The following is a 21,836-nucleotide window of genomic DNA, read 5'->3' on the forward strand; positions in this document are numbered from 1 at the left end:
GCGCTCAGCGCGTCCGCACCACCAAGGTCTTCGGCAGGCGGTCGTGCCAGCCGGCAGGGCGGCGGCTGTCCGAGAACAGCACCGAGAACGGCTCGAGCGGGATCAGGCGCGCGAAGGTGCGCCCGATCACCTGACCCCAACCCGGCGGGCGCCCCTGTTCGTCGACCACGCGGGTGCCGGTGATGAGCTTGCCGACGGTGACGCCGAACATGCCTTCGAGCGGGATGTAGTAGGCCAACATCAGGCCGATGCCGGTGGCGTAGTCGCGCAGGATGTTCGGTTCGTCCATCGCGGCCAGCGCGCCTTCCCCGCCGAACAAGGCGAACGCGAAGGCAATCACGAAGCCGATCGCATAGCAGGCGACGAAATCGATGAGGTAGTTGAAGAAGCGGCGGAGGAAGCTCGCCGCCTCCAGCTTCGCCATGCGCTCGTCCAGATGCACCGCGGCCTGCGGCGCGTGATACGGATTGTCGTCCATGTCGATCCTGCTCCCTGTCGGTCCCGAAGCGGGCCCTCGGCGGACTCTAGGGCAACCGACAGCGCGCCCGCAATCGCGGTGCGCGCCGCTCCGATGCCGATGCCGATGCGTACTCGCCCAGCGGCGACGCCGTGCGCCGTCGATCAGCCGGCGACCGCCGGATTCAGCGCATACGTCGCATAGGTCGTGGCCTGGCCCAGCACGTGGCCCTGCATCGCGTACAGCACATCGCCGGCGGTGAAACGCGCATCCACGTCGAGGCGCTCGACGTCGAGGGCGAACACACGGAAGAAATAGCGGTGCAGGCGCAGATCGTTCGGCGGCGGGAAGGCGCCGTCGTAGCCGTACCAGTCGCCGGCCATGTCCGGGTTGCCGGCGAACCAGCCGGTGTAATCGTTGATGCCCTGGCGCGCGCCCGCCGGACCGGCCGGGTTTTGCTTGCCGTGCGCGGTCACGCCGTCGCTGCAGCTGCCGGCGGCGATCTCGGTGACGGCGGCAGGGATATCGATCATCGCCCAGTGGAAGAAATCGCCGCGCACCTGGTCGACCGGGATCTGCACGTCGTCGCGGTCGACCATCTCCGGCACGGTCGGCGCATCCGGGTCGATGCACAACAGCGCGAACGAGCGCGTGCCGGCCGGCACGCCGTCCCAGGCCAGGTGCGGATTGCGGTTGGCGGCGAAGCCGAAACCCTCGGCGGTGGCCTGGCCGGCGGCGAACTCGGCCGGCAGACGCTTACCGTGCTCGAAACTGTTGCTGTGGATACGCATGTCGGGCTCCTGCATCGACGGCGCCGTCAGCGCGGCGTCCGTGTCGTGGATAGGGAGGGCGTCGCGGCGCATCCGACGGATGCGCCGCGACGCTTCGGCTCAGTTTTCCGGATAGCCCAGGCGGCGGGCCACCGGCTTGAGCAGGGCGAAGGCTTCGCCGAGCGGACCGGTGTACTCGCGCCAACGGCCCGGCGCCAGACGCACGCCGCCGAGCGACAGATCGTTCGGCAGCGACACCTGGATGCGCAAGGTGTCGGCGACGGCCTGGGCGAGCGCGCCCGGGTCGTCGACGATCTCGTCGAGCTTGACCAGGTTGTGCGGGAACAGATTGCCTTCGTGCAGGTCGACGACCTGGTCCAGGGTCTGGGCCAGCCAGCGCGCGCCGGCTTCGGGCGTTTCCAGCGCGTACGGCGTGGTGCTGCCGAAGGCCAGCCAGTCGAGCAGCATGTCGCGCGGGTCGCGCACCGCGATCAGCATCATCGCTTCGGGCAGGTAGGGACGCAGCGCGCGCAGCAGGGCGTTGTCCCACCACAGCAGCCAGTCGAACACCGGGCCTTCGGCGGCGCCGCGCGCGGGCAAGGCGGCGCGGTACATCTTGACCAGGAACGCCGGGTCGAGGGTGCCGGCGAGCAATTCCTCGACCGTGCCGTAGCGCTGCAGCGGATCGGTCGGCGGTTGTTCGCCGTAGCGGTCGACCAGCAGCGGCGCACCGACCGCGCCCAGCATCTGGGCGAAGCGCTCGACCCGCGAACCCGGCGCGCCCCACAGCAACAGCACGCCCTGGGCGCCGTCGGCGACCGGCGCCATCGCCGGCCATTCGGCGGCGTTGCGACGGCTGATGGCGTTGCGCGGCAGGCGTTGGTCGATGACTTCGGCATGCAGCTCGGCCCAGGTCGCGGCCGCGGCTTCGGGCTGGCCGGCCAGGTCGAAGGCGCGCCCGAGCAACTGGCGCAACTCGCGCTTGACCAAGGGATCCGGCGACAGGCTGATCAGGCGTTCGATGCGTTCGGCGGCGGCATCGGGGTCGGTCTCGGCCAAGCCCTGGACGATGCGCATCTCGGCGCGCACGTCGCCGGGATGCAGCTCGACGATGCGATGGGCGATGGCTTCGGCCTGGGCGCGTTCGCCGAGGTAATCGTGCACCGCCGCGCGCGCTTCCAGCGCGCCCAGGTGATCGGGCATGGCCTGCTGCCAGCGTTCGATGACTTCGATCGCGCCGGCTTCGGCGAACGGCTCCAGGGCCAGGCGCGCGCGCCACAGGTTGGGCAGGTCGGCGTGGGTGGCGAGCGCGGATTCGAGAGTACGGCGCGCATCGTCGACGTCGTCGAGGCGGCGCCAGGCTTCCATGATCGCGTTGAGCGTGCGCGGGTCGTCGGGGATCACCGCCAGCGCCGAACGCAGCGCCGGCAGCGCACGTTCGGGGCGGCCGGCGTCGAGTTCGAGCTCGCCGAGCCAACGCTGCACGCCGAAGCCCGCATCCTCGCGCTGGGCCACCGCGGCGACGCGGTCGGCGGCTTCGCCGAAGCGCTGCTGGCGGCGCATCAGGTCGGCGATCATCAGCTGCAGCGTGGGCTGCTCGGGCTGACGCTCGGCCAGGGTCAGGAAGGCCTGCTCGGCGAAGGCCAGATGGCCCTTGGCGAGGTAGGCGAAGGCGAGCGCATGGATGATCTGGGCGTCTTCCGGCGCCAGCGAGGCGGCCTGGCTGAGCACCGCCAGGGCGCGGTCGTTGTCGCCGCGGCGCAGCGCCAGCGAACCTTCCACGGCGGCGACCTGCGGATGGCCCGGGGCGATGCGCGCCGCGGTGCGGCCGAGGCGCTCGGCTTCGTCGAGGTCGCCGCGCGCGATCGCGAGGTGGGCTTTGACGATATAGGCCGGGAACTGGTTGGGATCGAGCCCGATCGCGGTGGCGAGCGCGGCCTGGGCCTCGTCGAGCTGACGGCCGTCGAGCAGCGCGCCGGCGCGTTCCAGATGCAGCTGCGCATCCTCGGGGGCCAGGCCGATCGCGCGGTCGATCGCCGCGACCGCGCCTTCGCGGTCGCCGCCCAGGCGCAGCGCGGCGGCGTGCAGGCGATGCGCGGCGGCGTCTTGCGGGTCTGCGGCCACGGCCTGCTCGGCGGCGGACAACGCCTCCGCGGTGGCGCCGCGGCGCAGGGCGTCGAGGATGGGTTCGTACATTCGTGTGCTTCGGGTGGGATAAGAACCGCAATTGTAGGCGGGCCGCGGCGGTTTTCCCGGTCCCGGGCCCCGCTTGCGCCGCCAGCGCGCGCTTCAGGCCGAAGCGCAGGCGCTCAGGCGGTCGGCGATCCAGCGTTCGGCGAAGCCGTCGAGCTGGGCGTTCTCGAGGAAGCCGCAATGCCCGCCCCAGGGCGCGATCTCGACGCGTGCGTGCTCGGGCACGACCAGTTCCTGGAAGCCGGCGACCGGGATCACCGGGTCGTCGGCGGCCATCAGGATGCTGACCGGCACTTCCAAGCGGGCCAGGCGCTGACCGGCGATCGAGTAGCCGTCGAAGTAGCGGTCGAGGGTGCCGAAGTCGGTGTGGCGCTCGACCATCCACTGGGTCAGCGGGCGCATGCTCAGGCCCAGGGTGCGGTCGTCGAAATCGTGCAGCGCCGGGAACAGCGCGCGCTTGCGCGCCAGCGAATCGCGCCATTTGCGCTCGAAGTACCACAGGTACAACGGCAGGCCGGACTCCATCGAGTCCATGGTCCGGGCCGGATCGAGCACCGGGCAGACCGCGGCGACATGGGCCAGCGGCAGGCCGGCGTCGGTGGCGCGCAAGGCCAGGCGCAGGGCGAAGTTGCCGCCCAGCGAGTAACCGGCGACCGACAGCGGCCGCAACGGAAAGCGCCGCGCGATCTCGGCCGTGGCCTGCACCACCTCGTCGATGCGGTTGGAGTGGAACAGGCCTTCGTTGAGGTGGTGGGTGCCGCCGTGATCGCGGAAATTGAGCCGGAACACCTCGAAGCCGCGCGCCAGCAACTGCGCCGCGGTCAGGCGCATGTAGTTGGAATCGGCGCTGCCTTCCCAGCCGTGCAGCAGCATCACCAGCCCGCGCGGGGCGGTGCCGGGCACGGCGCTGTGCAGGCCGTGCAGGCGCACGCCGTCGCCGGCCTCGATCAGGTGTTCGGTGGTCTGCGCGCCGATCTGGGCGAAGCGTTGCTCGGCGCGGCGCCGGCGCAGCGGGCTGGAACCCAGCGCCGACTGCACGTGCGCGTTCCTCAGCCAGCGTGGAGGCGCGTAGTCCGCGGCGGTCAACATGGCCTCAGCTCGCCATCGCCTCGACGATGCGCTGCCGCGCCAGGTCGGCGATGCGGCGGCGGCCATCGGCTTCGCCGGGACCGATCGGGGTCAGGAAATGGATCTCGGCGACGCAACCGGGTTCGCCGAGCAGGCGCAGGAAGTTGGCGAAGAAGCTCTCCTTGCCCTGGAAGGCGACCACCGACTGGGCGTTACCGCGCTCGCCGTAGCGCAGCGCGACCGGCTGCACCGGCACGTTGGCCTCGACCGCGGCGAGGAAGATGCGCGCATGGAAGGGGCCGATTTCGCCGCCGCCGCGCGTGCCGCCTTCGGGAAACACGCCGACCGAGCGCCCGGCGCGCAAGCGCGCGAGCATCTCGTGCAGCACGCCGCCGAGCGATTCGGTGTTGCCGCGGTGGTGGAAGATGGTCTCGCCGCGCGCCGCCAGCCAGCCGACCACCGGCCAGCTCTCGATCTCGCGCTTGGCCACGAACCCCATCATGCGCTGGCTGTGCAGGGTCTCGATGTCGATCCAGCTGACGTGGTTGGCGACGAACAAGGTCGCGCCCGGCAGCGGCGTGCCGACGCGGCGCAGGCGGAAACCGAACACGTGCATCAACCCGGCCGACCAGGCGCGGATCAGGCGATGACCCAGGGTTTCGCCGCCACCGACCGGGATGCGGGTGGTCAAGGGCGTGGTCAGCAGCAGCACGAGCGGCAGATGGACGAGCACATGCCACAGGAGCAGAGGTACACGGATCAGGTAACGCAGCGCGCGCGCGGTCGACGCACCCGTAGGCGCGACCGCGCCGGCGTGGGGAGGCGGCGCATTCATTGTGTGCACGATACCGAAGCGTCGTCGCAGCGGCCAGCGGCGATTGCGACTGATGGCGGGTTTTCGATTCGACGGTGAAAAATTGACCGCTCGTTCGGGCACGAGGGCGGTTGCAGGCCGGCACCTACTCCCCTCTTTAGACAGAGGGGGCGGGGGAACTGCTTCAGTCGGCTGGCTGAACCCGCCCAGCGCGGGGTGGCCGGCGCTGGCGTCGGCCACCCGATGCGCAGGCCCGGCACGCCCACGCCGAGCCCGCCGGATTCCCCTCGTACGAGCCAACGTACAAAGGGAACCGCGACCGAAAGGCCCTTAGTTCGAGACCGCGGCCGATGCCGTGCCCGAAGCCGTCGCGCGATGGGCCAGGCCGACCTTATGCCCGGCCTTGGCGAAGTACAGGATGTACAGGTAGCAGGGCACCATCAGCAGCAGGAACACCAGTTGGAAGTCGAAGTGCTGCTTGAGCGCGGCGAACAGCTGCGGGATCACCGCGCCGCCGGCGATGCCCATCACCAGCAGGGCCGAACCGCGCTCGGTCAAACGTCCCAGCCCCTCGATCGCGAGCGGGAAGATCGCCGGCCACATCATCGCGTTGGCGAAGCCCAGCGCGGCGACGAAGCCGACCGAGACATAGCCCTTGGTGAAGAACGCACCGACGGTGAAGACGATGCCGAGCACGGCCGAGATCGCCAGGTATTTCTGCTGGCTGACGAAACGCGGAATCACCACCAGCCCGACCAGGTAGCCGACCAGCATCGCGATCAGGGTGAAGGTGGTGAAGAAGCTGGTCTCGCTCGGCGGCAGGCCCAGGGCCGCGCCATAGGTGCCGATCGCGTCGCCGGCCATCACTTCGGCGCCGACGTAGACGAAGATGCACAAGGCGCCGAGCCAGACGTGCGGGTAATGCGCCAGGCCCTTCTTGTCGGCGCCGCTGCCGCTGTCGGCCGGCGTCGCATTGACGTCCTCGGCGCGGATTTCCGGCAGCGGCGAGCGCAGCAGCAGCACCGCCAGCAAAGCCAGCACGCCGGCCATGGCGACGTAGGGCACGTGCACTTTCGCGGCGAATTCGTCGAGCAGGGTCTGGCGGCCGGCCGGCGTCGCCGCGGCGAGCTGCGCATCGAACTTGTTGATGCCGGCCAACACCAGGGTCGCGAACGCGAACGGCGCCAGCGCGCCGGCGATCTTGTTGCAGATGCCCATCACCGCGATGCGCTGCGCCGCGCCTTCGATCGGGCCGAGGATGCTGATGTAGGGATTGGCCGCGGTCTGCAGGATCGCCAGGCCCGCGCCGATGGTGAACAGTCCGGCCAGCGCGCCCGGATAGGAACCGCGCAAGACGAATTCGCCGAAGGCGAAGGCGCCGATCGCCATCACGAACAGCCCCAGCGACATGCCTTTCTTCATGCCGGTGCGCTTGAGGATGCTCGACGCCGGCAGGGCCAGGAACAGGTAGGACAGGTAGAACACCGTCAGCACCAGGAACGCGTTGAAGTCGTTCAACTCGAACCGGTATTTGACGAAGGTGATCAGCGGCCCGTTGAGCCAGGTAACGAAACCGAACACGAAGAACAGCGCGCCGATGATCGCGATCGAACCCAGGTGACGCGGCCGAGCGCTGGCGTTGGAAACCGACATGAGACTCCCCTCCCAGAGCGGCGGGTACCGCCCGCCACGTCCCGCTGGTCATCCGGATGACCGGCACGACAAGCGTCGGCCCAACGTTGTCACAAGTCGCTGCCGCATACCAGTCGCAAGGCCAAGAAGCCCGCCAAACCGTGATCTTGCGCGCGCGCCGCCATGTTGCGGCGCATCAATATTCCGGGCAGCGAAACACGGTTTTGCGGCCTGGGAGACACATTGGCGCGAACTTGTTGACAACGTTGTCAAACCCAGAGCACTCTCGGCGCCGCCAAGGGGAAACACACCGGCAGCCGCGGAGGGCGCATGCAGTGGGAATGGAACGGGACGTCGTCGATGTCCTTGCGGGGACGCATCATGAACACACACGCCGACGTAGCGACGGCCGTCGCCGGAGCCTGCGCATGAGCGCGGCTGCACGGCTGAATACGGCCACGCCCCAGTTCATCGCCGCCGACGTCGGCGGCACTCATACCCGTGTCGGCCTGGTCCGTCCCGGCAACGGCGGCGAGTCCACCGTGACCGTGCTCGCTCACCGCAAGTACGTCTGCGCGGATTACCCGAGCCTGGCCGCGATCCTGGCCGAGTTCATCGCCAGCAACGGCGTCGGCATCGATCACGTGGTGATCGCCTGCGCCGGCGTGGTGCTCGACGACCAGGTCATCAATTCCAACCTGCCGTGGCGGATCTCGCTGTCGGAACTGCGCCGCGAGCTCGGCCTGCGCCAGGTGCTGTTCATCAACGATTTCCAGGCCAACGCCAACGCCGCCCAGTGCATGGCGCCGAACGATTCGACCCTGCTCACGCCCGGCGTCAGCGAGTCGACGCCCGGCCCGGTGCTGGTGATCGGCCCCGGCACCGGCCTCGGCGCGGCGGTGCGCATTCCGCACGGCAAGACCACCGTGGTGCTGCCGACCGAAGCCGGCCACACCGCCTTCGCGCCGGGCAATTCGCGCGAAGTCGAAATGTTGAGCCTGGCCCAGCAACGCGGCCAGACCCACGTGCCGACCGAGCACTTCGTCTCCGGTCCCGGCCTGGTCAATCTGTATAGCGCGCTGTGCACGCTCAACGGCGTCGAGCCGTCGCTGCGTGCGCCGGCTGCGATCACCGAAGCGGCGCGGCGCGGCGAAGCGATCGCGCGCGAAGCGGTGCTGACGTTCTGCGCGCTGCTCGGCAGCGTGATCGGCGATCTGGCCGTGATCAGCGGCGCCAAGTCGGTGTTCATCGCCGGCGGCATCCTGCCCCAGCTCAAGGACTTCGTGCCCGAGAGCGAATTCCACGCCCGCATGCTCGACAAGGGCGCGATGCGTCCGGTGCTCGAACGCGTGCCGGTGCGGCTGATCGAGAACGAACGGCTCGGCGTGATCGGTGCGGCGAGCTGGTATCTGGAGCACGGTCAGTACGAACCGGGCCAGCAGGAAAGCGAACCCGGCGATGGCGCGACGGCGCCGGCGAATCGCCAACAAAAAACGCAGTAGGCGCAAGGCCTCAGGCGCACGCGCGCAAGGCGCGTGCGCGAAACCGCGGCCTCGCATCGAAGGCGGCAACACCGAAACCGGAAACGGCGTCGCCGCGACCGGCTGCACCAAGACAAACAAGACAAGACAAACCGGACTTCGCGACGAACCGGCTTTCCCCGGTCGATCGCCGAGCCATCACCGCCCGAGGGAGGAACAGTAATGAAAGCGCGCAAGAGCATCCTGTCAGCCAGCATCGTCGCGGTCCTGACCTGTATCGGTCCGGGCCTGGCGGCCGCCCAGGACACCCAGGCAGCAACGAGCCCGTCCGCATCGTCGGAAGCCACCGAGCTCGATACCGTCGTCGTCACCGGCATCCGTGCGAGTTTGGAAAAATCGCTCGACACCAAGCGGGCCAACGTGACCGTGTCGGAAGCGATCACCGCCGAGGACATCGGCAAGTTCGCCAACACCAACGTCGCCGAAGCGATGTCGCAGATTCCCGGCGTCACCCTCGATCGCCGCTTCGGCCAGGGCGAGCGGGTCAGCATCGACGGCACCGACCCCAGCCTCAACCTGACCTTCCTCGACGGCCATCCGGTCGCGCAGGCGATCTGGCTGTACGGCGAACAGCCGAACCGCGGCTTCGACTACACCCTGCTCGCGCCGGAAATCCTCGGCCGCCTGGAGATCATCAAGTCGTCGGAAGCGCGCATCACCGAAGGCAGCCTCGGCGGCACCGTGCTCATGCACACCCGTCAGCCGCTCGACATGGACGCCAACTCGGTCGCCGGCTCGGTCAGCTACAACTACAGCGACCAGGGCAGCAAGGGCCGCCCGAGCGCGTCGCTGCTGTACAGCTGGAAGAACCCGGAAGAAACCTTCGGCGTCTCGGTCGCCGCGCAGCACTACGAAGAGCAGGTCGATCGCCAGGGCCTGGAGATCTTCGGCTACGCCAAGGCCTCGACCTTCACCAACGCCGCGCGCGCCGGTCTCGACCCGAACGCGGAAGTGCCGAACTCGATCAACGCCGCCTGGTTCCAGCAGCACCGCAAGCGCGACAGCGCCGTGGTCAACCTGCAGTTCAAGCCGAGCGACGAGTGGGAGTTCAACCTCAGCGGCCTGTACATCAAGGAAAACTTCGACAACTACAACCAGTCGCTGTACAGCTTCCTGACCTGGAACGACGGCACCGTCGCCGCGGTCAACCGCCTCGGCGATGCGAAGAACGGCGTGGTCACCAGCGGCCACTCCAACGCCAACGCCGATGCCACCGGCGGCACGGTGCTGTACGACAACAACGTGCGCGAGTCCGAAGTCGAGACCAAGGGCATCGACCTGCGCACCGCGTTCGACGGCGAGGGTTGGGGCTTCAAGGGCCAGATCGGCAGCAGCAAGTCCGAGAACAAGCACCTCGCCCAGTACTTCATCGAGCCGGTCTACAACGGCGGCTTCAGCTGGGACATCGACCGCGGCATCACCTTCGACAACCCCGACGCCGCGCGCAATCCGGCCAACTGGGGTCCGTCGGGCGGCCTGGTCAACGGCTGGATGGGCAACAACGGCGTGTTCTCGACCGAGAGCAAGGACACCTACGGACAAGTCGACTTCAACGTCGAGTTCGACAGCGTGTTCAACAACCTCCAGTTCGGCGTGCGTCGTGCCAAGCATGAAGAGTCCTTCGAGCTCAACATCTACGGCCCGGTCAACCGCGGCACGCTGGCCGATGTCGGCACCGTCGGCCTGACCGACATCCGCGGCTTCAGCAACGACCACGGGCGCCACATCCAGGTCGGCCGCGGCAACGTGCTCGACTGGGTCAAGGGCAGCCCGCTGAACTTCGCCAACCCCGACCCGGCCGGCTTCCTCAACAACACCTGGGCGCTGGAACAGACCAACACCGCGGCCTATGTGCAGGCCGACTTCGCCAGCGGCGCCTGGCGCGGCAACTTCGGTCTGCGTTACGTCGAATCCAAGACCGACGCCAGCGGCTTCGTCTACGGCGGCGCGCCTTCGCTCGACAACCTGGCCGGCAAGTGGCAGACCAAGCCGAAGAAGGAAGACTTCGTGCTGCCGTCGCTGAACGTGGTCTACGACACCGGCAACGACGTGCTGCTGCGTTTCGCCGCGGCCAAGGTGATTGCCTGGGCGCCGTACAACCAGATGGTCAACAACACCTTCCTCAACGACACCACGTATAACGGCAGCGGCGGCAACGCCGACCTGTCGCCGTACGAGTCGACCAACTTCAACTTGTCGGCCGAGTGGTACTTCGCCGAACAGTCGGTGCTGGCGGCGTCGGTGTTCTACAAGGACATCTCCAACTACATCGACAGCGCGGCCCGGATCGAGCGCCAGTACAACTCGATCCGCGACACCAACCGGGTCGTGTTCGACACCACCCTGGTCGGTTTCCACGGCTGCACCAGCGACGGCTATTGCGACTACGACATCCAGCGTCCGCGCAATGCCGGCAAGGGCAAGGTCAAGGGCTTCAACGTCAGCTACCAGCAGCCGTTCGCCGATACCGGCTTCGGCCTGACCGCGAACTACACCTACGCCGACGGCGAGAACAACACCGGCGACCCGCTGCCCTACCAGTCGCGCGACAGCGTCGCGATCAGCCCGTACTACGAGAACGGCCCGCTGACGTTGCGCCTGTCGTACAACTGGCGCAGCCATTACCTGGCCGGCGGCTACGTGGCCGGCGCGGCGCCGGCGAGCGTCGACGCCTACTCGGAACTCGGCGCCAGCGTGGGTTGGAAGTTCAACGAGAACATGGCCTTGTCGTTCGACGCCATGAACATCCTCGACGAGGAATACGTGCAGTACTCCGGCAGCAAGAGCAAGCCGGTCGGTACCTACCACAGCGGCCGCCGCTACATGGCCGCGTTCCGGTTCAACTTCTGATCCGCACCGCAACCCGCACGCGCCGGCCGCAAGGCCGGACGCGTGACCACGTCGCCGGGATCGCCACGATCCCGTCGGCGCGTCGCATCCGAAGCCCGGCACTCACCCTGCCGGGCTTCGCCGCATTGAGCACCGCACACTGACACCGCCGGCGCGCCTCCACGCACGCCGGCCACGAACGGAGCAGCGCAACGATGAAAACGCGTACCGCCTGGAACCTGGCCCTGGCCAGCGCCGCGGCGATCGGACTGGCCGCCTGCCAGAACACGACCCCGTCGGCCGGCTCTACCTCGGCCGGCTCCGGCTCAGCCGACGCCACCTCCACCGCCGCGAGCGGCGCCGAGCCGGCGATCGCCGCGCATGCGAGCGCGGTGATCCCGCGCCCGGCGCAAGTCGTCGCCGGCGAAGGGCGGTTCGTGTTCGGGCCGCAGACGCGCCTGGTCGTCGCCGCCGACGACTCCGCCGCGCGCCGCGTCGCCGAAGATTTCGCCGCGCGCGTGCAGCAGCTGCGCGGCTTCACCCCGAACATCGACAGCGGCGGCAAGCCCGGCGCCGACGCGATCGTGTTCGCGCTCGACCCCAAGTCCGCCGCCAGCGGCGACGAGGCCTATACGCTGGAGATCGGCCGCGACGGCGTGCGCGTGCAGGCGCGCGCCGCGGCCGGCCTGTTCTACGGGGCGGTCACGCTGTGGCAACTGGCCACCGCCGACGGCGGCAAGGGCGCGGCGAGCATCGCTGCGCAGCGCATCGACGACGCCCCGCGGTTCGTCTGGCGCGGCCTCATGCTCGACGTCGCCCGCCACTTCCGCAGCGTCGACGAGGTCAAGTCGGTCCTCGACCAGATGGCGCTGCACAAGCTCAATACCTTCCACTGGCATCTCACCGACGACCAGGGCTGGCGCGTGGAGATCAAGAAGTACCCGCGCCTGACCGAGGTCGGCGGTTGCCGCATCCTCGCCGGCGCCGCCGGCCGCGATGCCGAGGGCAAGCCCAAGCCCTATTGCGGCTATTACACCCAGGAACAGATCCGCGACGTCGTGCGCTACGCCGCCGAGCGCCACATCACCGTGGTCCCGGAAATCGAAATGCCCGGCCATGCGCAATCGGCGATCGCCGCCTATCCCGAGCTCGGGGTCACCGACGTCGTGCGCAAGGCGCCGCCGGTGTCGCCGGACTGGGGCGTGCACACCTATCTGTACGGCGTTGACGATTCGACTTTCGGCTTCCTCGAAAACGTGCTCGACGAAGTCGCCGGGCTGTTCCCCTCGCGCTACATCCATATCGGCGGCGACGAGGCGGCCAAGGACCAGTGGATCGCCTCGCCGAGCGTGCAGGCCAAGATCAAGTCGCTCGGCCTGAAGGACGAGATGGCGCTGCAGAGCTGGTTCGTCGGCCGCATCGCCGGCCACCTGCAGAAGCACGACCGCATCCTGCTCGGCTGGGACGAGATCCTCGAAGGCGGAAAGCTGCCGGCGAGCGCGACGGTGATGTCCTGGCGCGGCACCAAGGGCGCGGTCGAGGCCGCGCGCGAAGGCCACGACGTGGTCGTCGCGCCGGACCGCCAGCTCTACCTCGACTATGTCCAGAGCGATCGCGACGACGAGCCGAGCGGACGCTTCCCGATCAGCACCCTGCGCGACTTCTATCAGTTCTCGGTGGTGCCGCCCGAGCTCGACGCGGCCCAGAGCAAGCACGTGCTCGGCGCCCAGGCCAATCTGTGGAGCGAGCACCGCCGCAGCTTCGAGCGCATCCAGACCGCGCTGTACCCGCGCCTGGACGCCCTGGCCGAAGTGGTGTGGTCGCCTCAGGCGCGGATCGACTGGAACGACTTCCAACAACGCCTGGCCGCGCAGATGGCGCGCTACCGCGCCCAGGACGTGAAGGCCTCCGACGTCGCGTTCGCAGTCAAGTTCAAGGTCGAGGACGGCGCCGACGGCGCCGCGCCGAAGCTGGCGCTGAGCAACCAGACCGGCTTCGGCGAGATTCGCTACCGCACCGACGGCCAGGACCCGGGCGTCGACGCTCCGCTGTACCGGCAACCGCTCGCCGCGACCCTGCCGCTGGACGTGGTGGCGACCACCTTCGTCGACGGCAAGGCGATTTCCGCGCCGCGCCGTTTCAGCGCCCGCGACCTGTCCGACCTGAGCACCCGCACCAGCGCCGGCCTGCGCCCTTGCCGCGAGGGCTACAACCTGCGCCTGGAGGACGACGCCGCGATCGAAGGCCAGGGCGACGGCGCCCGCGCCTCGCTGACCACCAACCTGATCGACCCCTGTTGGATCTACGAAGGCGCCCGCCTCGACGGGATCGGCCGGATCGAGGTCCGGGTCGGCCAGGTGCCCTACAACTTCCAGCTCTGGCACGACACCAAGAACATCGTGACCCGCAAGGCCGAACTCGGCGGCGCCCTGGAAGTGCGCGTCGACGACTGCAAGAGCGCACCGATCGCGCGCCTGCCGCTGGCCGAAGCCAAGCGTTCGGACGGCCTGAGCACGCTGCAGGCTCCCCTGCCGAAGCTCGCCGGCCGCCACGACCTGTGCTTCGTCTTCGCCAGCGGCGGCCACGACCCGCTGTGGGCGCTCGACCGCGTGACCCTGCGCCCGGCCGCGAACTGACCCGGCCAGGCCCTTCGCTCCGCCGCGGCGACCGCGGCGGAGCGCTCGTCCACTGATCGCCGCTGCCCGTCCTTGCCCGACCGTACCCGCGCCGCGGATGGCCCACCCGGCCGCACGCGGGCGATGCCGCCCGTCCGTATCACGCCATTCGCCCGCTTGCGTCAAATAAATTATGTGCGCGGATTCATGGATTGTGCATCGCAGCGGTTAGCATGTAGGGGTTCCAGGGGGATCTACAAACATGCCTATTCGCAAGTTGTTGTTGGCTGCGGCACTCGCCGCCGCCGTGGTATCCGGCTCCGCCGGCGCCCAGGCCCTGTCGAAGCCGGGCGAGTTCTACTTCGACGCCGACGCTCAGACCACCAAGCCGGTGGTCGCGATCAAAGAGAACGGCGACGCAGCCATGGAACGGCTGGCCAAGATCATCGAACGCAAGGCGCACGCGCCGACCGAGGCCGCGCAGCTCGCGCACCTGGCCATGGAAGGCGGCCGGGTCGAGTTGGGCCGCCAGTTGTACGGGCGGGCGCTGCGCGAGATCGACAGCGGCAGCACCTACTGGCGCGCGATCATGTGGAACTACGCCTGGGACCTGTATCACCTCGGCGCCCACGAAGAAGCGTTCAAGTACTGGGTGACCCTGCACGGCGCGCGCAACGTCAGCGCCGCATGGATGCCGCCGACCTACGCGGTCGCGCTGTGGTCGTTGGGACGCAAGGACGAGGCGGTGGAGTGGTACGCCGCCGCGGTGCGCAGCGAGCCGGACCTGTGGCGCGACAGCTCGCGTTACGCCGAGCTGCTGCCGGCGTGGCGCGACAGCGACCGCGCCACCCTCGCCCAGGTGCAACAGGCCTGGGCCGAGAACCCGCCGCGCTGGCCGTAAGGCCGCGCAAGACCGCGCCGGGCGCCTCGCCCGGCCTGCGCGAAAGCAGCGGCGCGGCGTGATGCCGCGCCGCTTTTTCGTGGCGACGAACGCAACCGCGACCGTTCGTCGCCGTTGTTTCCGTTGGACTCCTTACACGGCTACAGTCGGCCGTCCACAGCCGCGCGTTCGCTCGACGACGTCGGTCTGTCGATGCGCCGTCGCAGCCGAGGATCGGATGTCCCTTTCGCTACTGAGCGTTGTGGTGGTCGAAGACCACGGCTTCCAACGCCGCATGGCGCTGCGCCTGCTGTCCGAACTCGGCGTCGCCCGCCTGCACGAGGCCGGCGACGGCGCCTCCGCGCTGCGCCTGCTGCGCTCGCTGGCGCAGGTGCCGGACGTGGTGCTGGTCGACCTGGACATGCCGGGCATGGACGGCATCGAATTCATCGACCACCTCGCCCGCGAGCACCTGGCTCGCTCGATCCTGGTGGTCAGCGCGCTCGACGCAGCCCTGCTGCATACCGTCCAGACCATGGCCCGCGCCTGCGGCCTGCGCGTGCTGGAGGCGGTGCCCAAACCGCTGACCCGGAGCAAGCTCGCCCAGGCCCTGGCCGGCCTGGAACTGGTCGCCGCTACCGTCGCCGACGACGACCCCGGCGAGATCGGCCTCGACAGCCTGCGCGCGGCGCTGGCCGCCGGCGAGATCGTGCCGTGGTTCCAACCGCAGGTCGAACTCGGCAATGGGCGGGCGATCGGCGTCGAGGCGTTGGCGCGCTGGCCCCGCAGCGACGGCCGCGTGGTGCTGCCGCAGCACTTCCTGCCGTTGCTGGAAAGCGAAGACCTGGTCGACGAACTCACCGAACAGATGCTCGCCCAGGCCTGCCGCTGGAAACGCCAGTGGGACCGCAGCGGGCTGCGCCTGAAACTGTCGGTCAACGTCTCCGCCTCGACCCTCGACGATGCCGGCGCCGCCGACCGCTATCAGCGCATCGTCCGCGAGGCCGGCGTCGACCCGGCCGAGGTCGTGCTCGAACTCACCGAAAGCTCGCTGATCGCCGACGCCGCGCGCGGCCTGGGCGTGCTCGCGCGCCTGCGCCTGAAGGGCTTCGGCCTGTCGATCGACGACTTCGGCACCGGCTGGTCGTCGCTGTCGCAACTCTCGCAGGTGCCGTTCACCGAATTGAAGATCGACCAGGAATTCATCGCCGGCGCCAACCAACAGCCGCGCAAGCGCGCGGTGGTCGAGGCCAGCCTCGACCTGGCGCGCAAGCTCGGCCTGGACGCGGTCGCCGAAGGCGTGGAAACGGTCGAGGACTGGCAGATGCTGGCCGAACTGGGCTGCGCGATCGCCCAGGGCCGGCTGATCGGCGACGCGGTGCCCGGCGAAGAGTTGCCGGCCCTGCTCGGCCGCTGGCGCCGGCCCGAACATTGAGGCGCGCGGTGTTCGCCTGGCTCGACCGCTTCAGCATCCGCCACCAGTTGTGGGGACTGTTCGGCCTGTTCCTGCTCACCGGCGCCAGCGTGCTGGTGATCGACGAGATCGAGCAATACCGCGCGCGCCGCACCCTGCAGACCTTGCAGGACGACGCCCTGCTCGGCCTGCGCCTGATCAAGACCGTGTCCGACGGCTACGGCCTGGACGTGGTCGACACCACGTTCCGCGTGCGCAACTACCTGGTCGACTGGGACGAAGGCCTGCAACGCGTCGACAGCGCCCAGCGCCGCGTCGACCAGGCCTGGCCGCGCCTGCAGGCCTTGCCGCATTCGGCCGAGGAGCGCGCGCAGTTGCACGCCGCCGCCCAGGCCCGCCGCACCGCCGACGCCGCCGCGGCCGAGCTGCGCGCGATCCTGCGCCATCGCGACATCCGCGCACTGGGCCAATTCGCCGACAAACGCCTGTACCCGGCGGTCGACCCGCTGACCCAACGCCTGCAACTGCTGTCCGACCTCAAGCTGGTCCAGGCCGACAGCGTGGTGCGCGCCGACATCGTCCGCAGCGAGCGGGTCAGCCTGATCCGCATCGCTTTGTCGTTGTTCGCCCTGGCCACCGCGGCGCTGATCGGCCGGCGCATCCTGCGCAACGCCTCGCGCGGCATCGACCGCCTGACCTGGCTGGCGCGGCGCATGCGCGAGCACGACTACACCGCCGAGCCCGGCGAGCTGCCGGCCGGCGAACTCGGTGCGGTCATGCAGGCCTTTATCGACATGCGCCGCGACGTGCTCGGCTTCGAGACCGAACTGACCGGGCAGTTGATCCGCAACGAACGCACCCGCGCCGAACTCGAGCAACGCGAGCGCTTCCAGCGTTCGCTGTTGGATTCGGCGCAGATCGCCATCCTCGCCGTCGACGGCGACGGTTGCCTGACCCTGGTCAATCCCTTCGCCGAACGCCTGCTCGGGGTCAGCGCGCGGGAGGTGATCGGCCACGAACGCCTGCACACCGTGTTCGAGCCGCGCGCCTTGCAGGCGCTGGCGAACGAGTTGAGCGCGCAGACCGGGCAAACCGTGCGCGCCGACTGGACCGCCTTGCGCGAGCTCGCCCTGGCCAACGCCGCGCCGCGCGAGACCCGTCTGCGCCATCGCGACGGCACCTGGGTGCCGGCGCTGGTGGCGGTGTCGGCCACCCACGAGGACGAGGACGCACCGGGCCTGCTGCTGATCGCCGCCGACCTGAGCGCGCTCAAGCGGCTCGAACGCGAACTGCGCGCCAGCGAAGCCCGTGCCCAAGATGCCAACCGCGCCAAGTCCTCGTTCCTGGCGGCGATGAGCCACGAGATCCGCACCCCCATGATCGGCGTCACCGGCATGATCGAGGTGCTCGCGCATTCGCGCCTGGACGCCGAGCAACGCCGCGCCCTCGACGTGATCGAGCAGTCGTCGCAATCGCTGCTGCAGATCATCGGCGGCATCCTCGACTTCTCCAAGATCGAAGCCGGACGCCTGGAGATCGTCACCGAGGCGGTCGACCTGCCGGCGCTGGTGCGCAGCACGATGGCCGGTTTCGTCGGCGCCGCCGCCAGCCGCGGCGTGACCCTGAGCTGCCGGATCGACGCCGGCATCGCCCCGGCGCACTACGCCGACGCCCTGCGCCTGCGCCAGATCCTCGGCAATTTCCTCTCCAACGCGGTCAAGTTCACCGAGCGCGGCAGCATCGAGGTCGCGCTCGAATACCTCGGTCCGGCCCTCGCCGGCGGCGGCGACGAAGCCCGCGATGCCTTGTGCCTGCGCGTCAGCGACACCGGCATCGGCGTCAGCGCCGAGCAACAACAGCGTTTATTCGAACCTTTCAGCCAGGCCGACGGCGACACCACCCGCCGCTACGGCGGCACCGGTCTCGGCCTGGCGATCTGCCGGCGCCTGGCCGAGCTGATGGGCGGCGACGTCAGCATGGAAAGCGCGCCCGGCGTCGGCACGAGCATGCGCTTGCGCGTCGCTCTGGCGCGGGCGCCGGCGTCGGAACTGCGTGCCTCGATCCTCGGCGACGCCGAGGCGACGGCGCTGGTCGCGCGTCCGCTGCCCGACCTCGCCACCGCCGAGCGCGAACGCAGCCTGATCCTGCTGATCGACGACCACCCGACCAACCGGTTGGTGATCGCACGCCAGCTCGCCCTGGCCGGGTATGCCAGCGAAGCCGCCAGCAGCGGCCAGGAAGGCCTGCAGCGCTGGCGCAGCGGGCGCTACGCCCTGTTGCTGTCGGACGTGCACATGCCCGGCCTGGACGGCTACGGCCTGGCTCGCGCGGTGCGCGAACAGGAAACGCGCGACGGCCTGCCGCGCACCCCGATCGTCGCCCTGACCGCATCGGCGCTGAAAGGCGAAGCCGAGGCCTGCCAGGCCGCGGGCATGGACGACTACCTGGTCAAGCCGGTCGCGGTCGCGCGCCTGGCCGCCACCCTGCAGCGCTGGTTGCCGCACACGGTGCCGCCGCCGGGTGCATCGCCGGCGCTGGCGAGCGACGAACGCGCACGCGTACTCGACGGCGAGGTGCTGCAGCACCTGCTGAGCGACAGCGGCGGCGATACCGCCGAGGTGCTCGACGACTTCCTCGCCGTCACCCGCCAGGACCTGGCCGAGTTGCAGAATGCGCGCACCCAAGGCGACCTCGCCGGCATACGTCGCCAGGCCCATCGCATCAAGGGCGCCGCGGCCCTGATCGGCGCCCACGAACTCGGCGAGGCCGCGCAGGCCGTCGAGCAGGCCGCGCACGAAGAAGACTGGGCGTCGTTGCTGGCGGTGCTCAGCGAGTTGGAAACCGCGCTTGAACGTTTGCGACGACTGCCGCACTGAATCGAGGGTGGCGCTGGCTGGACGAGAACGCCTAGAGCAAATCCCCCCTAGCCCCCCTTTTCCAAAGGGGGGAACGGAAGTTGAGGCGGATGCGGCGCGAGCTGCGGCACCGATAGGCGCAGCCGCAGCGACGATCGCCTCTACACCGTCCGAACAAGCGTGTTGACTCGCCCCCTTTGACAAAGGGGATCGCGCCCGGCGCAGCGCCCGGGTCGCTCGTGTCTACAGCGCGGGGGATTTGCCGTTGCCGTTGCCGTTGCCGTTACTGTTGCAGTTGCCCCAACGCGCCTACTTCGCCTGCGCATCCTCGATCGGGATCTGGTGCTCGCGCAGCCATTCGATCACCGCTTCGCGCTCGCGGCGGGTCTGGCCGTTGAGGACCTTCTCCGGGGTCATGAACATGAAACGCTGAAAACTCGCGCCCTGCACGTTGCGCGCGTTCGGGCTCGCGCCGGCCTGCAACAAGGTCAGGGCATGGCCGAATTCGTTGACCTTGGCGGCCTGGTGCAACGGGGTGTTGCCCATGCGGTCGGCCAGGTCGGGCTTGGCGCCGGCGGCGAGCAGGGCCTTGAAGTTGTCGGCGCGCTCGCCCATCAGCGCCGCCGCGAGCGGGGTGGCCTGGGTGACGGTGTTCGGGGTGTCCGGGTTGGCGCCGCGATCCAGCAGCACCCGCAGGTAACGCGGGTCGTTGGCCATCGCCGCCAGGTGCATCACGGTCATGCCGTCGTCGCTGCCGACCGTGGGGTCGGCGCCGACGCCCAGCAAGGCCTCCAGGCCGGCGCTGCTGTGGTGATACAGCGCCCACTGCAACGGGGTGGTGCCCTTGGCGCCGCGCGCGTTCGGGTTGGCGCCGGCCGCGGCGAGCTCGCGCACGCGCGCGGCATTACCGTCCGCCGCGGCCTCGGCCAGTTCGGCGCTGCGCACGTCGGGGAAGACTTCGCTGGCTTGCATCGATCGGTTTCCCGGGCCTGCACACGCCGTGCAGACCGACAGCATAAGCACGATGGCGGCGGCCATCACGCGCGAGACCGCGCCACGCGGGTTCAGATGCGGAAAGTTCATGACGAGGCGCCTGCTCTGGAAGACGACCGTGGTCGGATGGCCGGATCGTAACGCAGCCGCGCCGGCGGATAAGAGAAGCCGATGCCGTTCACGGGCAGACGCGACCACGCGGCCCGCCGCCGTGGCGCGCCCAGGCCGTCACCACGCTCGCGTCCGCGCCTCAGTCGAAGGGATTGAGGAAGCTGCCGACATCGTCGAGGACCTTGGCCGTGCCTTCGGCGACATCGCCGGCGAAGTCGAGGGTGGCCTCGGTCGCGGTGCCCAGGCCATCGAACACGATCTCGGTCAGCTCGCCGGCGCCTTCGGCGACATCGCCGAGGATCTGGCCGCCGTCCTCGATCCAGCCGCCGAGGGTGTCGCCGGCATCCTTGAGGCCGACGTATTCGCCGAGGTCGCGGATCAGGCCGCCGGCGAGTTCGCCGCTGCCTTCGGCGACATCGCCGACCAGGTTGAAGCCGCCGCGGCCGACGTCGCCGGCCAGATTCAAGGTGCCCTCGGCGAGGTCGCCGGTGAGCTTGAGGGTGCCGTCGATGTAGCGGCCATCGGCGTATTCGTTGTTGATCACGCCGTCGAGGTCGCCGCCGAAATCGTAGCCGACGTTGAAGGCGTCGACGCCGAGGTCGATCAGCTCCTGGGCGCCGTCGCCGAGCAGATCGATCGCGGTTTCCGAAACCGTCTCGGCCGTGCGGTCGAGGAGTCCGAGATCGTCGCCTTCGATGCTTTCGGTCGGGGTCGGGGTCTGGGTCTTCATCGCCTCGATCACGGTCGCGGCGCCGTGCGCGCTGAGCACGTTCGGCCAGCCTTCCGGATGCTTGAGGTTGAGCTCGTAACCGACCGCATCGGGCGTGCCGTTGAGCACCTCGACGCTCTGCTGCACGCCGGTCAGCGGGTCGCCGTCGACGTTGTAGCGGCGGATCTGGCCGTCCTCGGCTTGCGAGCGCGCGTCGTGCGGGCTGAAGCCCAGATCGCGCAAGGTGTCGTTGCTGAGGCCGGCGGCGTTGAAGGTCACCGCGGTGTTGCCGGTGGCCAACGCCGCGGTCGAGGCCAGGCCGCCGCCGAGCGAGTGGCCGGTGAACACGACGTTGTCGCCGAATGCGGCCTCGGCTTCCTTGGCCAGGGCGACCGCCTGCTTGTACTGGCTGGTCTCGAAGCCCAGGCCCTGGCCGACGTCGTTGGCGATGTCGCCGTCGCCGAACGGGCTGAAGCCGTTGGTGCCGGCGAAGGCGACCACGTACTGGCCGTTGTTGTTGGTGTAGACCGCGGCGCGGAAGCCGGTGCCCTCGGTCTCCAGCGAGGCCGGGTCGATGCCGGCCGGCTTGCCGTCCGGGCCCTTGAGGTCGAGCAGTTGCTCGGGGGTGAGCCGGGTCCAGCCGGCGGTACCGGCGCCGTCGGTCTTGTAGACGTCGCTCGACAGCTCGGCCAGCGAGGTGTCGATGGCCTTCTGCGGCTGCTGGCCGTAGAGCTGCTCGCTGAAGGGCTCCTGCGCGGCGGTGTCGACCGGCGCGTGCGGCGAATACGGCAGCTCGACCGGCGCGCTCGCCAGGGTCAGCGGCGGTGCGGTGTCCTGCGGCAGGGGTTGCGACGACGGCTGCGGGTGCAGCAGGTGATCGATCAGATTCGGCAACTGGGCGAAACGGAACGCACTGTCGAACTCTGGAAAGCTCATCGCGGCCACCCCCTGGGTA

At 69.4% G+C, this 21,836-nt stretch carries 14 protein-coding genes; 6 read left to right on the forward strand and 8 right to left on the reverse strand.

Translation table 11 applies throughout. The annotated features are described in order from the left end of the window. Positions 1 to 4: 4 nt before the first annotated feature. From ACKN61_RS22850 to ACKN61_RS22875, 6 genes are all read right to left on the reverse strand, one after another. Positions 5 to 478, reverse strand: a complete 474-nt coding sequence (locus ACKN61_RS22850) for an RDD family protein (protein ID WP_408951369.1) — start codon at positions 476 to 478, stop codon at positions 5 to 7. A gap of 143 nt (positions 479 to 621) precedes the next feature. Continuing rightward, positions 622 to 1,248 (reverse strand): YbhB/YbcL family Raf kinase inhibitor-like protein, encoded by a 627-nt coding sequence (locus ACKN61_RS22855; RefSeq protein ID WP_408951370.1) that lies wholly within the window; start codon positions 1,246 to 1,248, stop codon positions 622 to 624. A gap of 99 nt (positions 1,249 to 1,347) precedes the next feature. Beyond that, a complete protein-coding gene (locus ACKN61_RS22860; protein WP_408951371.1) occupies positions 1,348 to 3,423 on the reverse strand; it encodes a tetratricopeptide repeat protein in 2,076 nt (691 codons plus the stop codon). Between the two features lie 93 nt (positions 3,424 to 3,516). Beyond that, positions 3,517 to 4,506, reverse strand: a complete 990-nt coding sequence (locus ACKN61_RS22865; protein WP_031373116.1) for a YheT family hydrolase — start codon at positions 4,504 to 4,506, stop codon at positions 3,517 to 3,519. Between the two features lie 7 nt (positions 4,507 to 4,513). Continuing rightward, the gene (locus tag ACKN61_RS22870) at positions 4,514 to 5,323 is read right to left on the reverse strand and encodes a 1-acyl-sn-glycerol-3-phosphate acyltransferase (RefSeq protein ID WP_031373115.1); all 810 of its coding nucleotides are present in this window, start codon (positions 5,321 to 5,323) and stop codon (positions 4,514 to 4,516) included. Positions 5,324 to 5,632: 309 nt separating this feature from the next. Further along, positions 5,633 to 6,955 (reverse strand): sugar MFS transporter, encoded by a 1,323-nt coding sequence (locus tag ACKN61_RS22875; RefSeq protein WP_408951372.1) that lies wholly within the window; start codon positions 6,953 to 6,955, stop codon positions 5,633 to 5,635. Between the two features lie 407 nt (positions 6,956 to 7,362). On the opposite strand from ACKN61_RS22875, the gene ACKN61_RS22880 reads away from it, so the two are divergent. The 6 genes from ACKN61_RS22880 (at position 7,363) to ACKN61_RS22905 (ending at position 19,089) form a co-directional block, all read left to right on the forward strand. Continuing rightward, positions 7,363 to 8,436, forward strand: coding sequence for a glucokinase (locus ACKN61_RS22880; protein ID WP_408951373.1), 1,074 nt, complete (start codon positions 7,363 to 7,365; stop codon positions 8,434 to 8,436). Positions 8,437 to 8,637: 201 nt separating this feature from the next. Further along, positions 8,638 to 11,325 (forward strand): TonB-dependent receptor, encoded by a 2,688-nt coding sequence (locus tag ACKN61_RS22885; protein ID WP_408951374.1) that lies wholly within the window; start codon positions 8,638 to 8,640, stop codon positions 11,323 to 11,325. A 194-nt stretch (positions 11,326 to 11,519) separates the two neighbouring features. Next, positions 11,520 to 13,940 carry a family 20 glycosylhydrolase gene (locus ACKN61_RS22890; RefSeq protein ID WP_408951375.1) on the forward strand — a complete coding sequence of 807 codons (2,421 nt, stop codon included), beginning with the start codon at positions 11,520 to 11,522 and terminating at the stop codon, positions 13,938 to 13,940. A gap of 241 nt (positions 13,941 to 14,181) precedes the next feature. Beyond that, positions 14,182 to 14,820 carry a hypothetical protein gene (locus ACKN61_RS22895; protein WP_051885214.1) on the forward strand — a complete coding sequence of 213 codons (639 nt, stop codon included), beginning with the start codon at positions 14,182 to 14,184 and terminating at the stop codon, positions 14,818 to 14,820. Between the two features lie 217 nt (positions 14,821 to 15,037). After that, a complete protein-coding gene (locus ACKN61_RS22900) occupies positions 15,038 to 16,234 on the forward strand; it encodes an EAL domain-containing protein (RefSeq protein ID WP_408951376.1) in 1,197 nt (398 codons plus the stop codon). A gap of 8 nt (positions 16,235 to 16,242) precedes the next feature. Continuing rightward, on the forward strand, positions 16,243 to 19,089 hold the full coding sequence (locus ACKN61_RS22905) for an ATP-binding protein (protein WP_408951377.1): 2,847 nt from the start codon (positions 16,243 to 16,245) through the stop codon (positions 19,087 to 19,089). A gap of 288 nt (positions 19,090 to 19,377) precedes the next feature. Here the strand turns inward: ACKN61_RS22905 and ACKN61_RS22910 are convergent, their stop codons facing one another. Then, complete coding sequence (locus ACKN61_RS22910) at positions 19,378 to 20,040, reverse strand: ankyrin repeat domain-containing protein (RefSeq protein WP_408951378.1); 663 nt, start codon at positions 20,038 to 20,040, stop codon at positions 19,378 to 19,380. A 271-nt stretch (positions 20,041 to 20,311) separates the two neighbouring features. Further along, positions 20,312 to 21,817: a hypothetical protein gene (locus tag ACKN61_RS22915; protein WP_408951379.1), complete on the reverse strand. Its 1,506-nt coding sequence runs from the start codon at positions 21,815 to 21,817 to the stop codon at positions 20,312 to 20,314. Positions 21,818 to 21,836: the final 19 nt, after the last annotated feature.

This window comes from Lysobacter sp. Hz25, from assembly GCF_046097045.1.
GTDB classification, from domain to species: domain Bacteria; phylum Pseudomonadota; class Gammaproteobacteria; order Xanthomonadales; family Xanthomonadaceae; genus Lysobacter; species Lysobacter antibioticus_B.

Excerpts from the sequence above, each read along its gene's own strand:
- ACKN61_RS22870 (WP_031373115.1), bottom strand. The coding sequence starts at position 5,323 with ATGAATGCGCCGCCTCCCCACGCCGGCGCGGTCGCGCCTACGGGTGCG.
- ACKN61_RS22890 (WP_408951375.1), top strand. The coding sequence starts at position 11,520 with ATGAAAACGCGTACCGCCTGGAACCTGGCCCTGGCCAGCGCCGCGGCG.
- ACKN61_RS22880 (WP_408951373.1), top strand. The coding sequence starts at position 7,363 with ATGAGCGCGGCTGCACGGCTGAATACGGCCACGCCCCAGTTCATCGCC.
- ACKN61_RS22900 (WP_408951376.1), top strand. The coding sequence starts at position 15,038 with ATGTCCCTTTCGCTACTGAGCGTTGTGGTGGTCGAAGACCACGGCTTC.
- ACKN61_RS22875 (WP_408951372.1), bottom strand. The coding sequence starts at position 6,955 with ATGTCGGTTTCCAACGCCAGCGCTCGGCCGCGTCACCTGGGTTCGATC.
- ACKN61_RS22860 (WP_408951371.1), bottom strand. The coding sequence starts at position 3,423 with ATGTACGAACCCATCCTCGACGCCCTGCGCCGCGGCGCCACCGCGGAG.
- ACKN61_RS22895 (WP_051885214.1), top strand. The coding sequence starts at position 14,182 with ATGCCTATTCGCAAGTTGTTGTTGGCTGCGGCACTCGCCGCCGCCGTG.
- ACKN61_RS22855 (WP_408951370.1), bottom strand. The coding sequence starts at position 1,248 with ATGCGTATCCACAGCAACAGTTTCGAGCACGGTAAGCGTCTGCCGGCC.
- ACKN61_RS22885 (WP_408951374.1), top strand. The coding sequence starts at position 8,638 with ATGAAAGCGCGCAAGAGCATCCTGTCAGCCAGCATCGTCGCGGTCCTG.
- ACKN61_RS22910 (WP_408951378.1), bottom strand. The coding sequence starts at position 20,040 with ATGCAAGCCAGCGAAGTCTTCCCCGACGTGCGCAGCGCCGAACTGGCC.
- ACKN61_RS22915 (WP_408951379.1), bottom strand. The coding sequence starts at position 21,817 with ATGAGCTTTCCAGAGTTCGACAGTGCGTTCCGTTTCGCCCAGTTGCCG.
- ACKN61_RS22850 (WP_408951369.1), bottom strand. The coding sequence starts at position 478 with ATGGACGACAATCCGTATCACGCGCCGCAGGCCGCGGTGCATCTGGAC.